The organism is Photobacterium sp. 2_MG-2023 (assembly GCF_030547675.1).
In the GTDB taxonomy this organism is placed as follows: Bacteria; Pseudomonadota; Gammaproteobacteria; order Enterobacterales; family Vibrionaceae; genus Photobacterium; species Photobacterium arenosum.
Genome location: NZ_JAUOQQ010000007.1, coordinates 162983 through 177962, shown reverse-complemented (window position 1 = coordinate 177962; position 14980 = coordinate 162983). Strand labels below are relative to the sequence as shown.

The window sequence follows — 14980 nt, the reverse complement described above, 5'->3', positions numbered from 1 at the left end:
TCGTCATCCGAATTACAGCAGCATGTTTTCGTGCAGATTGACCATGATCCAGACTGAACCCGCAATCAGAATCAGGACGATAACCGCCGTAAACACAAAGGACATTGAGTTCCACATGCCTTTCTCTGAGCGATCCAGATGCAGGAAATACACCAAATGGACCACCAGCTGAACCACAGCACAGGCCACCAGGATCATGACGGTGGTTGTGGTCGGCAGACTTTTGGTCGCCGCAAAGTAGAAAGGAATAATGGTCAGGATTAATGACGCAATGAATCCTTTGATGTAATCACCGTAACCGGTTTGATGCGGTTGATTCGCCATTACAATACTCCCAACAGGTAGACTATGGTAAACACGCAGATCCACACGATATCCAGGAAGTGCCAGAACAGGCTCAGACACTGGAAACGGGTTTCCATCATCTCGTTCAGGCCTTTGGTATTGAGCTGAATCATGCACACCACCATCCAGATCAGACCGGCAGTAACGTGCAGACCGTGAGTCGCCACCAGGGTAAAGAAGGAAGACAGGAACGCGCTGCGATCCGGGCCAAAGCCCTCTTCAATCAGGTGGTGGAACTCGTACACTTCCATCGCCACAAAGCCGAAGCCCAGCAGGAAGGTCACGTACATCCAACGCTTCAGACCACCAATGTCTTTGCGTTTCATCGCAATCATACCGAAGCCAAAGGTGATACTACTGAACAGCAGCATCATAGTTTCGGTAAACACAAACGGCAGCTCGAAGATGTCTTTTCCACTCGGACCGCCCGCCGTATTGCTAAACAATACGGCGTAGGTAGCAAACAGCGTTGCGAACAGAATGCAGTCGCTCATCAGGTAAATCCAGAAGCCCAGCAGCTTGGTTTCACCTATGTCGTGATGGTGTTCGTCGTGCTCGTGATGATCGACAGCATTAGTTTGCATATTCGACCTCCATCTCATCTTCGTCGTCGTTATTGGTGGCAGGTTTAGTGCTTGCGCCTGCAACACGGGCTTTATGTGCGTCTTCGATCGCTGTCACTTCTTCAACCGTCACGTAGTAATCCACGTCTTCGTTAAAGCTGTGCTTGATCCAAGTGCCGATCATGCCGACCACACCGATAGCGACCAGCCACCAGATGTACCAGATCAGACCAAAGCCAAATACCAGTGCATACGCAGAAATAATCACACCAGTGCCGGTATTTTTCGGCATATGGATGGGCTGATAATCACTCGACTGATGGGTTTCACCACGTTCTTTCTGATACCAGTGCGCATCCAGTTCATTACCTTCAGGCAAATGGGCAAAGTTGTAGAACGGCGGTGGCGATGAGGTCGCCCACTCCAGGGTACGGCCATCCCAAGGGTCGCCGGTCACGTCACGCAGCGCTTCACGGTCACGGAAGGTCACGTACAGCTGCATGATCTGGCACATAATGCCGCACAGAATCAGCACTGCTCCGAAGGCGGCAATCGCCAGCATCGGGAAGTACTGAGGTTCAATGTGCTGACTCAGACGACGGGTCATACCCATGAAGCCCAGAATATAGAGCGGCATAAAGGCCACGAAGAAACCGGTAATCCAGAACCAGAAGGCACGTTTACCCCATTTCTCATCCAGCATGTAGCCGGTGGCTTTCGGGAACCAGTACGCAAAGCCGGCAAAGCAGCCGAATACCACACCGCCGATAATCACGTTATGGAAGTGTGCAATCAGGAACAGACTGTTATGCAGTACAAAGTTCGCGGCTGGTACCGCCAGCAGTACGCCTGTCATACCACCTATGGTAAAGGTGACCATGAAACCGACAGTCCACAGCATAGGCGTGGTGAACTTAATGCGGCCACGGTACATAGTGAACAGCCAGTTGAAAATCTTCACACCGGTTGGTATGGAGATAACCATAGTGGCGATACCAAAGAAGGCATTCACGTTCGCGCCGGCACCCATAGTGAAGAAGTGGTGCAGCCAGACCACGAAGGCCAGGATGGTGATCACAACCGTCGCCCACACCAGCGAGGTGTAGCCAAACAGTTTTTTACGCGAAAAAGTGGCGACCACTTCTGAGAACACACCAAATACCGGCAGCACCAGAATGTAGACTTCAGGGTGACCCCAGGCCCAAATCAGGTTGACGTACATCATCATGTCGCCGCCCATGTCATTGGTGAAGAAGTGCGTACCCAGGTAACGGTCCAGCGTCAGCAGTGCAATGGTCACTGTCAGAATCGGGAACGAAATAATGATCAGTACGTTGGCACACAGTGAAGCCCAGGTAAAAACAGGCATTTTCATCAGTGGCATTGACGGTGTACGCAGGCGCATGATCGTCGTAAAGAAGTTAACGCCTGATAACGTGGTACCGATACCGGATATCTGGAGTGCCCATATCCAGTAGTCTACCCCTACCCCGGGACTGTATTCCTTGCCCGACAGCGGCGGATAAGCCAGCCAGCCTGTTTGCGCGAACTCACCGACAAACAGCGACAGGTTGATCAGCACTACACCCACCACGAACAACCAGAAGCTCAGGGAGTTCAGGAACGGGAAAGCAACGTCACGCGCACCGATCTGCAACGGGATAATAATGTTCATCAAACCAATGATGAAAGGCATCGCCATGAAGAAAATCATGATTACGCCATGCGCAGAGAAAATCTGATCGTAGTGATGAGGCGGAAGATAGCCGGTTTCACCCGCGGCAGACAGCACTTGCTGACTACGCATCATGATGGCATCGGCAAAACCGCGCATCATCATGACAAAGGCGACGATGATATACATCACACCGATTTTTTTGTGATCGACAGTAGTGAACCACTCTGTCCAGAGGTAACGCCATTTACCCAGGTAGGTAATACCGCCTACCAGAGCCGCGCCGCCCAGCATTATGATCGCCATCGTTACCATGAGAATTGGCTCATGGAACGGTATGGCGTCCAGTGTTAATCGTCCAAACATAATATGTCCTAGAATGTTTGCTCAGTGGAATTTGATGGCGTGATTGTGCACATCAGCGAGCCTTCGAATTGATTCAGTATGGTTGTCAGCATGCTTGAAGGCACATTGGAGTAGTAACTCACTGGTGCATTCTCACTTGGCTCCGCAATGGTCTCGAAGTCCTTCAGCGTGACCAGTTTGTTGCTTGACGCCTGCGCTTTCTGCACCCACTCATCAAAACTTGCCTGGTCTGGCATCGCCAGTGCTTTGAACTTCATGCCAGAGAAACCGTGGCCGCTGTAGCTCGCTGAAATACCATCGTAAACACCCGCTTCATCAGCAATCAGATGGACCTTGGTCAGCATGCCTGCCATGGCGTAAATCTGGCTGCCCAGCTGTGGAATGAAGAAGGAATTCATCACGCTGTTGGACGTCACACGAAACTCAACCGGCACATCTTTCGGGAAGGCCACTTCGTTGATCGTTGCAATGTGCTGATCCGGATAGATAAACAGCCATTTCCAATCCAGCGAAACCACTTCAATGGTCATTGGTTTTACTGAACTTTCGATTGGCTTTCTTGGATCCAGCGCGTGAGTAGACTGCCAGGTAATAGTGCCCAAAATGGCGATGATAATAATTGGCACAGTCCAGACAACCAGTTCAATTTTGGTTGAATGAGCCCACTCTGGCGTATACTTTTCACCCGTATTCGATTCACGATATTTAAATGAAAAATAGAAGGTCATCAGAATAACGGGAATAACGACAACCAACATCAGTAGTACCGATGTGATTATCAAATCTTTTTCTGCAGCACCAATTTGTCCCTTGGGATCAAGCAGCGCAAATTGGCATCCTGAAAGGAAGAGGCTTATAAAAAATACAAACCCACCCGACAAGATGTTCTTATATCTTGAGGTTTTCATGTTCTCTCTCAGCTTTTTGGGCAAAAGTCGTCACCAACAGCTAGTAGCACTTTTTAATGACTACATGAGTTATTATTTTGATCTGAATCATTGTATTTCACGTAAAATCAAGTTGTTATATGTCACTATTAACAATAATCAATCAATGTTGTGCTCGTGAAAGCGCTAACTGATTCACCAAACAGTTTACACATACTCACTTGATTTCACTCATGGTTACACCCCCTCACGTTTTGTTACAACTGAAATATTTTGCCACTTTCGCTGTTAAGTTAACACTCACTAAAAATGAAACTTTAGATCTAGTATTTGGAATCATGGCCAAATTATGGCCACAAAGACAAAAAGCCCGCCATTAACCATATTATTTACATGGCTAATAGCGGGCTTTCATTATGAAGGAAAAATATATTTAGTGAGCTGCTCTAACAATGGCAGAAGAACAGCACAATATTTATTTAGGCAAAAAGTAACACACGATAAATGTTAATTAAATTAACAAAATTACAGTAATAATTTAATTATTTATTGCGGATTAGTTCAGCATCGCAGCAATACAGCCGCACAATGTCATTAAAAACAAAAACCATTTCAACGTTTTTGCGGTAGCTTTAATGGCAAACTTCACCGCCAGATGGGTGCCAGCGATAGTCCCGGCCGCCAGTATCAGACCCGGCATCCAGAGCACCAGACCTTCGTAGATAAACAAACCAAGGGCAACCACAGTAAACATCAGGGTGCATAACATTTTTAATGCATTCGCCCGTACCAGGTCATAACGCAAGGTACCCGCCAGCGCAGCAAGCAACACAAAACCTACCCCCGCCTGAACAAAACCGCCATAAAAGCCAGCCAGTCCTAATCCCCACCAGGAGCTGGGCGTATCTGCCACTTTTCGCGCTAGGCTGCCTGGCTCAGGAGCCACCACTGCAGGCTTGACCAAAATGATGAATGCCATTAACAGCATGGTGCCCAGCAGCAAGGGCTTTATCCACTCGGGTGGCGCGTATGCCGCCGCCCCAGCACCAACCAGGCCACCGATCAATGTCGGTATCATGATAGGGCCGGTATCACTTAACTCTAATTTTCCATGCCGTTTGAAGCCCAGCACTGCAGTCACAGCCTGTAAAACGACACCCAGCCGGTTTGTCGCATTCGCCACTTCTGCTGGCATGCCCATCACCATCAAGGCTGGCAAGGTTAAATTTGATCCGCCTCCTGCCAGGGTGTTGATAATGCCGGCAAGGAACCCAGTACCTATGAGCAATGCGGCGTGGAATAAGGTGATATCCATCTCTGATCCTGAAAGTAATTCCAAAGCCCCACTTTATACTCTATAGGCTGCACAGGTGTACAGGTGGTAGTGTACTAATCTATTGATTAACCGATTTATTTTATAAACACAATTAAGTACACCATTTGGTTGTCAACGCAAAATAATAACGAAAATGTTACAGATAATCACTTTATTAATGTGATATTAGATCAATATTTTAACAAAAAACCTCGGAGTTCCGATGGAAAACCTATAGTAATTTTACGGCTAAACATAAGCCTGTTACTTATTTTATCGTTTGATTTTTTTCACTGAGGAACCATTAATGCTAAAGCTAAATATGAAGCGCAAGCGTGCTAAACAGGGCTTCGCTCTCGCGACTCTCAGCGCAGCCTGTATGCTGAGCTTTCAGGCCCAGGCAGCCGCTAACTGCCGCCCGGACGGCTTGTATCAAACACCGGGTGTGACTGTGCCTTATTGTACTGTGTACGATCAGGATGGCCGCGAAAAAATGGGTGTAGACCACCCGCGCCGCGTTATCGGCTACTTCACCAGCTGGCGCAGCGGTAACGACCCGCAAAGCAGCTACTTGGTCAATGATATTCCCTGGGACAGCCTGACTCATATTAACTACGCCTTCGTCAGTATCGGCTCTGACGGCAAAGTAAACATCGGTAATGTCAATAACCCGGACAACCCTGCGGTCGGCAAAGAATGGCCGGGCGTTGAGATAGACCCGGCACTCGGCTTTAAAGGCCACTTCGGGGCGCTGGCAACAGCCAAAGCTCAGCATGGTGTTAAGACACTGATTTCCATCGGAGGATGGGCGGAAACCGGAGGTCACTTTGATGACAACGGCAACCGTGTTGCTGACGGCGGCTTTTATACCATGACAACCAATGCAGACGGCAGTATCAATCATCAGGGAATTCAGACTTTTGCTGACTCTGCCGTGGCTATGATGCGCCAGTACAAATTTGACGGTCTGGACATCGACTACGAATACCCCACCAGTATGCAAGGTGCAGGTAACCCGGATGACTTCGCTTACTCTGATGCAATGCGTCCTCATTTAATGAAGTCTTACCATGAACTGATGAAAGTACTGCGTGAAAAACTGGATCAGGCCAGTGCGCAAGACGGCCACCACTATATGCTGACCATTGCCGCACCTTCATCCGGGTACCTGCTGCGCGGTATGGAAACCATGTCGGTCACTAAGTACCTCGACTATGTCAACATCATGAGCTATGACCTGCACGGTGCATGGAACGACTACGTAGGTCACAACGCATCACTGTTTGACAGCGGCCTGGATGCGGAGCTGGAAGCCGGTAACGTATACGGTACAGCTCAGTACAAAAAAACCGGTTATCTGAATACTGACTGGGCTTACCATTATTTCCGCGGCTCAATGCCTGCGGGACGGATCAACATTGGTGTGCCTTATTACACCCGTGGCTGGCAAGGCGTCACAGGCGGAACCAACGGACTTTGGGGTAAAGCGGCGCTGCCTAATCAGAGCGATTGCCCAACCGGTACCGGTGCTGGTACCAGTAATTGCGGTTATGGTGCCATCGGTATCGATAATATGTGGCACGACAAAGACGCCAACGGCAATGAAATGGGCGCCGGCTCTAACCCTATGTGGCATGCCATGAACCTGGCAAACGGTGTTTACGGCAGCTATACCGCAGCCTATGGCTTAGATCCGGTTAACGATCCTCAGGACGCGCTGACTGGTACCTATACCCGCCACTACGACAGTGTCTCTGTCGCCCCCTGGCTGTGGAACGCAGACAAAAAAGTCTTCCTGTCGACCGAAGATAAAGAATCGATCAACACCAAGGCAGACTATGTGATTGAACAGGGTATCGGCGGTATCATGTTCTGGGAACTGGCCGGTGACTACAGCTGTTACAACCTGGATGCCAACGGTAACCGCACCACAGTGGATCCTACTGAAAACGCCTGTAAAACAGGCAACGGTGAATACCACATGGGCGACACCATGACCAAGGCCATTCATAACAAGTTTGCCACTGCGACACCTTATGGCAATACCCTTGCCGAAGGCGCGATCCCGACAGAAGCTGTCAATATCGACGTGTCTGTCACCGGATTCAAGGTGGGCGATCAGAACTACCCGCTCAACCCGACAATGACGTTAACCAATAAAACAGGTCAGACTCTGCCTGGCGGCACCGAGTTCCAGTTCGACATTCCAACCTCAACACCGGATAACATGTCGGATCAATCAGGAGCCAATCTGCAGGTCATTTCCTCTGGCCACACCCGAGGCGACAACATTGGCGGCCTGGACGGCAACTTCCACCGTGTCGCGTTCACTCTGCCAAGCTGGAAGCAGTTGGGTAACAATGAAAGCTTTGAGCTGACCCTGAACTACTTCCTGCCGATTTCCGGCCCGGCGAACTACAGCGTACGAGTCAACAATGCTGACTATGCACTGGCATTCGAACAGCCTGACTTACCGATTGCAGACTTAAGCAATGGCGGCGGCGACAATGGTGGCGGTGATGGCAATAATGGCGACTGTGTAACCACAGGTGTGAATACCTACCCTAACTGGCCGCAATCTGACTGGGCAGGTAATCCAAGCCACGCTGGTACCGGTGACAAGATTATCTACAACGGCGTGGTTTACCAGGCTAAATGGTGGACGAATTCAGTGCCGGGCAGCGACGGCAGTTGGGATACCGTTTGTACGGTTCAATAACAAAACCATGAGTCATTATTACGTTGTTTACCAAAGCGGGCACTCAAGCCCGCTTTTTCATGCACTGAGATTGTTCATTTTTTAACCCCAAAATTTATTTCCTGTGATTAAAATGCGATACCAAGCTCAAAATACGAACAAACCGTTAAATGAATGATTATTTGATGTTTTTGATATGCCCTCATTATTTTTCTTTTCTAAAACAGAAGATTAATAGTGTCAGACCTGGCTATTTACTGAAAATGTAAAAAAAACTGACATGTTGAGATTAATTTTCGATTAAACAATGTTCATATTCTAATGCACTGTTTTATATTGATAAATATATAATCATATAAAATTTAAATACTTTGATGATGGGATAATTTTAACTTAACCCTTTCAATGCAAGGGCTAAAAAAATTCAAATCCTATGGTAGAGTCCTATCGTCACTGGCACAAACTAATTAAAAGAGTGTAAACAAGGAAATGAAACAAGCCATCTACCTATTCATTCTGCTGTTTTGTTATTTACCACAGTATGCATCAGCAAGCACAATTAAGGGACCACTTTCACAACAAACTCAAAATCCTGAAGTCATTGTCAAATATGTTTATGAACAGGCGGGTTTGAAAGGAAAGTTAGACTTCGAAGTATTTAAAAATGGTTATAATGCTTATTACAATACCAAGGCACGAAAAAAGCAATTACTGACTATTATTGACTACAGCAAGCCATCTACTGAAAAGCGTTTTTTTGTTATCGACCTGAAACGGAATAAACTGCTATATCACACTTACGTGACACACGGTGTCAACAGTGGCGGTGTGGTTGCAAAGCACTTTTCGAACATCGTCAATTCGCGCCAAACCTCGTTGGGTACTTTTCTGACAGATACGACCTACTTCGGGGGCAATGGCTATTCACTGCGTCTTGACGGACTGACAAAAGGCCTTAATGACAATGCGCGCCGCCGTTATATTGTTGTTCACGGCGCTCCCTATGCGTCTGAAGATTTCATTCAACGCCACGGTTATTTAGGCCGTAGCTGGGGCTGCCCTGCTCTTCCGGCAAATCTTTCTAAGAAAATCATCGACACCATTAAAGGTGGCAGCGTCATATACGCTCGAGCGTAATGTCACCTGACTGATTAATTTTATTTCTTGCCCTTATGTTCTCATAAGGGCTTTTTGTTTTGTCAGAGTAATATCAAATTAAAATCTGGCATTCAGAGTTGTTAGGATGGTCTCATTTTCGTTGACTATTGCATTTTATATGACCGGCTTTGCAGACACACAGGACAGATTTAATTGACTTCACTCCGAGAGTTTAAACCCTGTCATTCACCTTTAATAATCCGGTGATTCACAGCCAGAGATTATCCACTATCAGTCATCGTAATTTCGTTCACTTTACTTGGGCATAAAAAATCCCTGCCGAAGCAGGGATATAAATACTATCGTCAAGTTCAGCCTTATCAGGCCAGCGCTTTATCAGCCTCGACGAATGGCAGAGCCAAGGCTGTTGATACTTCGTGACAGGTAATCTGACCGCGGTAAACGTTCAAGCCGTTCAGCAGGTGTTTGTCTTCCTGCAGCGCCGCTTTATACCCTTTGTTGGCCAGTTTCAGGATATATGGCAATGTCACATTATTCAGGGCAAAGGTAGAAGTGCGGGCAACGGCGCCAGGCATGTTGGCAACACAATAGTGAACAACATCATCAACGATGAAAGTCGGTTCGCTGTGCGTCGTAGCATGAGAGGTTTCAACACAACCGCCCTGATCGATAGCAACATCCACAATGGCAGAGCCAGGTTTCATCTTCTTCACCATCTCAGCCGTTACCAGCTTAGGCGCGGCAGCGCCTGCCACCAGCACACCACCGATAACCAGATCAGCCTCCAGTACATGCTTTTCAATCGCGTCCTTGGTTGAATACACGCACTGAACCTTGCCTTCAAACTGTGCATCCAGTTTACGCAGCACATCAATGCTACGATCCAGAACAACAACATTAGCACGCAGGCCGACAGCCATCTGAGCGGCGTTCGCACCCACAACACCACCGCCGATAATCACCACTTTCGCAGGCTCAACACCTGGAACACCAGCCAGCAGCATACCGCTGCCGCCGCGAGATTTTTCCAGCGCAAAAGCACCCGCCTGAATCGACATACGACCAGCCACTTCAGACATAGGTGCCAGAAGAGGCAAGCGGCCGAAATCATCAGTAACGGTTTCGTAGGCAATACATACCGCTTTACTGTCCACCAGATCTTTGGTCTGCTCTGGATCCGGTGCCAGGTGCAGATAGGTAAACAGAATCTGACCTTCGCGCAGCATGGCACGCTCTACTGCCTGAGGTTCTTTAACCTTCACAATCATTTCAGCTTCTGCAAACACATCAGCGGCGGTCGGCAGAATTTTTGCACCGGCGTCAATGTAGTCCTGATCGCTGAAACCAATACCTACACCAGCTTGCGTTTCAACATACACAGTGTGGCCATGGGCAACCGCTTCGTTGACAGAAGCAGGCACCATGCCTACGCGGTATTCATGAACTTTAATTTCCTTTGGTACACCAATAATCATTGTAAGTTTCCTTGCTGCTTGTCAGAGGTTGTGAAAACAATAATGGAATACATTTGAAATGTGTCACCGTTTTTTAACCTAAAAGCAACAAATGAAACCAGCCACAAGAGATTTAGCAGCACATCACTCTGTTTATGACGATCATCACACTACAAAAGGTCAAGAAAACACCAATAATCAGACCTTGACACTAGTTTCAAGCCAGTTTATCAGGCTTTAAGTCTAAATATTAAGGTCTTTTAAGCATTTTTGACTTTACTGATGTTCTTCATTAGCTAAATAAATGCAGAGATACTGACAGTTTCGTTTCAGCCATATAAAATGCTGGTTTTTACCCAGCAGTCTCGCTGTTTAGGGAGATTTATCACTGCAGATAAGAATTTCAGCGGGGATAAATAAAAACGCCACCCTGAGGTGGCGCGGACAATCCGACAGAAAGTGCAATATCAGTCTTCAATTTCCCAATCCATGTCGGGTAAGGCATCAAGATTCTCTGAATAGCGTTTCAGATTAAACTCACCATCATTTTTCACCACATCAAACACTTCAATAGACAACGCACAAGCAATCATCTCAATGGCTTCTTCCCTTGGTGTCCCAGTCATCACGAGGCGCATCAACGTTTCTTTTACTTTAATCGGATTGCCTTCAGCCAGTTGATTTTCAACCGTTTCAACCAGCATTTCACCTGTCATGATCTCATCATCTTGCATACTGCCTGCCCTTCTTAACGCTTTATCAGTAAGATTTCTCCCAATCTTACCGTAGCCGAACAAGTAACACTAATTCGGCTGCTGCAGTGCGTTATTCTGGCCGTCGGGCCAGTGCCAGTGTGCGCGGACTCATCGGCACAACAGCACCAGGATCGCATCACTCCAGTGTGCTTCTTCTGCGGCAGGATAGGTTTCAACCGTCGGGGTTGGCATATCAGATATCGGTATGGTGTGAATATCGTCCGTCTCAAAACCGTCGTCATGATCCGGTGTCAGCTGCCACTCTGGCTCGCCCTCTTCATTCGGCGTCCAGGTAATATGCGGGCCGTTTTCCTCCAGCGCAACGGAGTAGCTGTTGGTCTTTTTATCCAGTCCGACATAACGTACCGGAATGCGGGTGTCATCCATGTGATACGCACGGACCTGCGGGTAAGATTCGCCCGGCGCCGGGTCGGTCAGGCGGATGCGGATACGGCTTTGCACGCTTTCCAGGTTGTGCAGCTCTTCTTCGGTGTGCTGGGTGTCGTCATCGTGCCAGATTTTACGCTGCATCATCAGCACTGAGGTAATGCCGCCGGAGGTCATCAGCCGATAGTCGTCCAGCACACTGCCGAGTTTACCGGTCAGCCTGGTGAGAGCGTTAGCGGCATCCTTATTGGCCGAACTGAGTGCCTTGTTGCCAACCGCGCCGCCAGCACTGCTCGCAAGTGCTGTGCTGGTGCAATGACTCTGCCGAACAGGACAGATCAAAACTGTACTCGAACTGTGCCACTGGCTCCGGGTCTTCCCCTGCCGACGGCGGAGGTGCAAGGGTGGAGTAATCCTCAAGGGGCGCATAAGACGCCCTGGGATATCTTTTTTTCACTGAATCGTCATCCGCACTCACAATGCCCCCTTAACAAAAAAGCAGCTATATCAAACATTTTGCGCGATATATTACCACCAGCAGACGGTTGCGGTGTGACGGTTTTTGAGGGTGTTTGTCAGTGAAAATAACAGGTTGTTGGTTGCGAATTACCGGTTTCGGGCGTGGAAATGAAAGACGGCTGACCCTATACGTTGACCCTTGCAGGGCGCATGATCATTCTACAATTACACCGCGATATCCAGACTGCCCGCGCTCACGCCATTGAGCCGAAACCAACCCGCAATACTGAAACGCGGGCGATGTGCTGGCAGCACCTCATGAGGAAAATCTTCAGATAGAAACATCACCAGACGCCCGCCTTTAGGCACCAGCTTTGTCAGAAAGCTCTCATCATTATTGTAAATAACCAGCTCTCCGCCATCCGTTTCCTGCCAGTCTTGATCATTCAGATACAGCACAGTCGTAAGAATACGGTTGGCTTTGCCACGAAAACTATCACGATGCTTTTTATAAAAATCCCCCTGCTCGTACTTGGCAAAATGCGCCTCGTATTCAAACAGCCCCAGGTAAAGGTAGCGATTAGCCGCCTGTCGGATCACTTCCATCTTATCCAGATAGTGATAAACCGGCTGGCCCATCTCTTCTTTCAGCCAATGAATCTTATCGCTTCGGATCGACGCCACATGCGCATGGGCATCCTGACGCCCAATGCCAGCTTGTGACCATTCAGAGGGTAAGCATTGCAACAATGCAGATATTTCGTTTGCAGAAAGAAAATCGTCCCACACACACCAACCCTGCGTGTGCAGGCTATCAAGCATAGTGTCGAGATCCATGCGATGAGTCCGTATTAGCCTAGCGTTGAAGCTTTATAGACACTCACCTCGCGAGTCACAAATCATTGGTTGAATGGGAAAGATAAAAAAAACTCATGGATAAATTTTACAGTTTCTCACCATAAAATAATCTGCTTGATGGTTATCCGCTATTTGCCAGAACCCACTGCTCTATTCTTCTGGCAACGAAAGGATGTGTGAGCAATCCCATATGATTCACACTGCCAACGACACACTGATTAACGGCCGGAAAACCCACTGCCAGCTGCTGTTCATCCCCTTCCCCCAACGCACTCGCGACCGGCACCAGGCCATCGCCGATACGGCGGCTTCTTTCATCCTGTATATGTTTGCTCAGACAGCTGGCAACAGCGTAACAGGCCACGCCCTCAGGTAAGGGAGGACGAAGCGGGTAAGGCGGCGGTGGCTCACGTTGCCAGTCGGAATGGCAGATGGTTCCCAGACTGAGATCTTTACTGCCGGCGCTGCGCAGCCGGGTCAGGTTAACCACAGATTGCAGGTAAGGCACAGCCGCAATCCGGGTTTCAGCCCAGCTGGCCAATTTTGCCAGAGGCGCACCGTTATGCGGGGTGCCCAGGGTAATCAGTGTGGTGAGCTGATTTATCCAGCTCACCTGATGTCTGCTGGCATAAAAGCATGCACTCCTGCTGACCAGTCCCCCCATACTGTGGGCAATAATGACAATCTCCTCTACCGGACAAGGCCACGCAGCAATCAACTGCTCTAACAATAAAGCGAAATCTTCACCATTGGATGAAATGTGACGCCCGGTGTTGTAACGCAGATAAACGGGTGTATAGCCAAACTTCGCCAAATTTCGCCCATGATCATGGGGCTTACGTTGCCATTGGCTGTCATTCATACACCAGCCATGCACACAAATCACAATCCGGGACTGCGGCAGCGACAATTGCCCGGCCAGCGTAATAGGATCCAGGCTCAGTGGCTGCATACCGCTGCTGAATGCCATTTTCTGTGCTAACCGGCTTTTGCGCTCTTCAAGCGAATCCCCCATCACACCGTTCATTGTGGCGATCACCAGATCGCTGGGCACAGGCGGCAAGCCGGTTTCAACAAACTCCCCCAAACCTGCCCGCCATTGATTCGCGTTGACAAGAGCTCGATCTGACAGATCGCTTAACAGCAACTGAAGTGTTCGGTTAATCCGTCGCTTTAATACCATACTCACACCTTTACATCAGATCTCAGATCAGGCCAACCGCTGGTCACCACCATGCAATGCTGCGTCTCACGACAGATCAAGGTTCTGGTATGTCGCCAGTCATATCTAAGAATAGGATAGGGTCCACAGGTCATCTGTGGTATGCCAGCATTGATGTGAATTACCTCAAGCTCTCGCACAAAACCTTCCCGTGCTACTCGCCAAGATAGAGCTTAGACTCTAGTCTGCTAATGAATAACAGCATAAGGATCTCTTAACATGGAAGAGCAATTGAGCGCTACCGACTACTTTGATTTTCATCACCCGGCTATCCAAAACTTCAGTCAGCAAGTGACAGGTAACACAGCGGCCGAGAAAGCCATCAGTATTTATTATCTGGTTCGCGATGAGATTGTTTACAATCCCTACACGCTGCAAGATGGCCTGCCCAGTCTGAAAGCCAGCTATTGCTTTCAGAAAAATCAGGCATATTGCATCCCAAAAGCGGCGCTGATGGTCGCACTGTGCCGTCAACATGGTATCCCGGCCCGTCTTGGTCTCGCGGATGTGATCAATCACTTATCAACACCGGCATTGGTTGAATGGCTGGGAACAGACTACTTCGCTCTGCATGGTTATGCAGAGATCTGGCTGAACCAGGGCTGGGTGAAAGTAACGCCTGTATTCGATCGTGCTTTATGCGAGAAGTTTAACGTTGAACCCCTGGAATTTGACGGTAAACATGACGCTATTCTCCATTCCGCGACAAAAGATGGTAGCAAACACATGGAGTATGTAAAATACCACGGTTGTTTTGATGACATGCCCATTGAATTTATTAGAAAAACCGCCTCCGAGGCTTATCCGAAATTTGCAGATTTATTCAATCAGGACCGGGTTAGCACTCAATAGTTTCGCCCCGTCAGGGAGTCGCCAT

The 14980-nt window shown here is 48.4% G+C and carries 12 protein-coding genes and 1 pseudogene; 3 read left to right on the top strand and 10 right to left on the bottom strand.

Annotated features, from left to right (window positions below):
* Positions 1–12: 12 nt before the first annotated feature.
* The 5 genes from cyoD to Q4491_RS08245 form a co-directional block, all read right to left on the bottom strand.
* On the bottom strand, positions 13–324 hold the full coding sequence (gene cyoD, locus Q4491_RS08265) for a cytochrome o ubiquinol oxidase subunit IV (protein WP_120510650.1): 312 nt from the start codon (positions 322–324) through the stop codon (positions 13–15).
* Positions 324–929 (bottom strand): cytochrome o ubiquinol oxidase subunit III, encoded by a 606-nt coding sequence (gene cyoC, locus Q4491_RS08260; RefSeq protein WP_237794506.1) that lies wholly within the window; start codon positions 927–929, stop codon positions 324–326. Before cyoC ends, cyoD begins: the two co-directional genes overlap by 1 nt.
* The gene (gene cyoB, locus Q4491_RS08255; RefSeq protein ID WP_303456302.1) at positions 919–2949 is read right to left on the bottom strand and encodes a cytochrome o ubiquinol oxidase subunit I; all 2031 of its coding nucleotides are present in this window, start codon (positions 2947–2949) and stop codon (positions 919–921) included. Before cyoB ends, cyoC begins: the two co-directional genes overlap by 11 nt.
* Before the next feature lie 8 nt (positions 2950–2957).
* Positions 2958–3857: a ubiquinol oxidase subunit II gene (cyoA, locus tag Q4491_RS08250; protein ID WP_237794510.1), complete on the bottom strand. Its 900-nt coding sequence runs from the start codon at positions 3855–3857 to the stop codon at positions 2958–2960.
* Between the two features lie 535 nt (positions 3858–4392).
* Positions 4393–5151 carry a sulfite exporter TauE/SafE family protein gene (locus tag Q4491_RS08245; protein ID WP_218384807.1) on the bottom strand — a complete coding sequence of 253 codons (759 nt, stop codon included), beginning with the start codon at positions 5149–5151 and terminating at the stop codon, positions 4393–4395.
* A gap of 412 nt (positions 5152–5563) precedes the next feature.
* Between Q4491_RS08245 and Q4491_RS08240 the strand changes: the two are divergent.
* Positions 5564–7870, top strand: a pseudogene (locus tag Q4491_RS08240) (glycosyl hydrolase family 18 protein); the annotation flags it as partial.
* 468 nt (positions 7871–8338) lie between these two features.
* Complete coding sequence (locus tag Q4491_RS08235; protein WP_192016506.1) at positions 8339–8986, top strand: murein L,D-transpeptidase catalytic domain family protein; 648 nt, start codon at positions 8339–8341, stop codon at positions 8984–8986.
* A 341-nt stretch (positions 8987–9327) separates the two neighbouring features.
* On the opposite strand, the gene ald is transcribed toward Q4491_RS08235, so the two are convergent.
* The 5 genes from ald to Q4491_RS08210 all read right to left on the bottom strand — a co-directional run bounded on the left by ald (position 9328) and on the right by Q4491_RS08210 (position 14064).
* Entirely contained in the window at positions 9328–10443 is a 1116-nt protein-coding gene (ald, locus tag Q4491_RS08230) for an alanine dehydrogenase (RefSeq protein WP_303456294.1), read from the bottom strand.
* Positions 10444–10889: 446 nt separating this feature from the next.
* The gene (locus tag Q4491_RS08225) at positions 10890–11156 is read right to left on the bottom strand and encodes a hypothetical protein (protein WP_192016504.1); all 267 of its coding nucleotides are present in this window, start codon (positions 11154–11156) and stop codon (positions 10890–10892) included.
* A gap of 129 nt (positions 11157–11285) precedes the next feature.
* Positions 11286–11906: an S-type pyocin domain-containing protein gene (locus tag Q4491_RS08220; RefSeq protein ID WP_303456291.1), complete on the bottom strand. Its 621-nt coding sequence runs from the start codon at positions 11904–11906 to the stop codon at positions 11286–11288.
* Between the two features lie 342 nt (positions 11907–12248).
* Entirely contained in the window at positions 12249–12860 is a 612-nt protein-coding gene (locus Q4491_RS08215; RefSeq protein WP_192016502.1) for a 2OG-Fe(II) oxygenase, read from the bottom strand.
* A 142-nt stretch (positions 12861–13002) separates the two neighbouring features.
* Entirely contained in the window at positions 13003–14064 is a 1062-nt protein-coding gene (locus tag Q4491_RS08210) for an alpha/beta hydrolase (protein WP_303456287.1), read from the bottom strand.
* Positions 14065–14322: 258 nt separating this feature from the next.
* Between Q4491_RS08210 and Q4491_RS08205 the strand changes: the two genes are divergently transcribed.
* On the top strand, positions 14323–14955 hold the full coding sequence (locus Q4491_RS08205) for a transglutaminase family protein (RefSeq protein WP_303456285.1): 633 nt from the start codon (positions 14323–14325) through the stop codon (positions 14953–14955).
* Positions 14956–14980 lie beyond the last annotated feature (25 nt).

Bases quoted from the DNA above. Each gene is read 5' to 3' on its own strand.
- Q4491_RS08245 (WP_218384807.1), bottom strand. From the start codon at position 5,151: ATGGATATCACCTTATTCCACGCCGCATTGCTCATAGGTACTGGGTTC.
- cyoB (WP_303456302.1), bottom strand. From the start codon at position 2,949: ATGTTTGGACGATTAACACTGGACGCCATACCGTTCCATGAGCCAATT.
- Q4491_RS08215 (WP_192016502.1), bottom strand. From the start codon at position 12,860: ATGGATCTCGACACTATGCTTGATAGCCTGCACACGCAGGGTTGGTGT.
- Q4491_RS08225 (WP_192016504.1), bottom strand. From the start codon at position 11,156: ATGCAAGATGATGAGATCATGACAGGTGAAATGCTGGTTGAAACGGTT.
- Q4491_RS08210 (WP_303456287.1), bottom strand. From the start codon at position 14,064: ATGGTATTAAAGCGACGGATTAACCGAACACTTCAGTTGCTGTTAAGC.
- ald (WP_303456294.1), bottom strand. From the start codon at position 10,443: ATGATTATTGGTGTACCAAAGGAAATTAAAGTTCATGAATACCGCGTA.
- Q4491_RS08205 (WP_303456285.1), top strand. From the start codon at position 14,323: ATGGAAGAGCAATTGAGCGCTACCGACTACTTTGATTTTCATCACCCG.
- Q4491_RS08235 (WP_192016506.1), top strand. From the start codon at position 8,339: ATGAAACAAGCCATCTACCTATTCATTCTGCTGTTTTGTTATTTACCA.
- cyoD (WP_120510650.1), bottom strand. From the start codon at position 324: ATGGCGAATCAACCGCATCAAACCGGTTACGGTGATTACATCAAAGGA.
- cyoC (WP_237794506.1), bottom strand. From the start codon at position 929: ATGCAAACTAATGCTGTCGATCATCACGAGCACGACGAACACCATCAC.
- cyoA (WP_237794510.1), bottom strand. From the start codon at position 3,857: ATGAAAACCTCAAGATATAAGAACATCTTGTCGGGTGGGTTTGTATTT.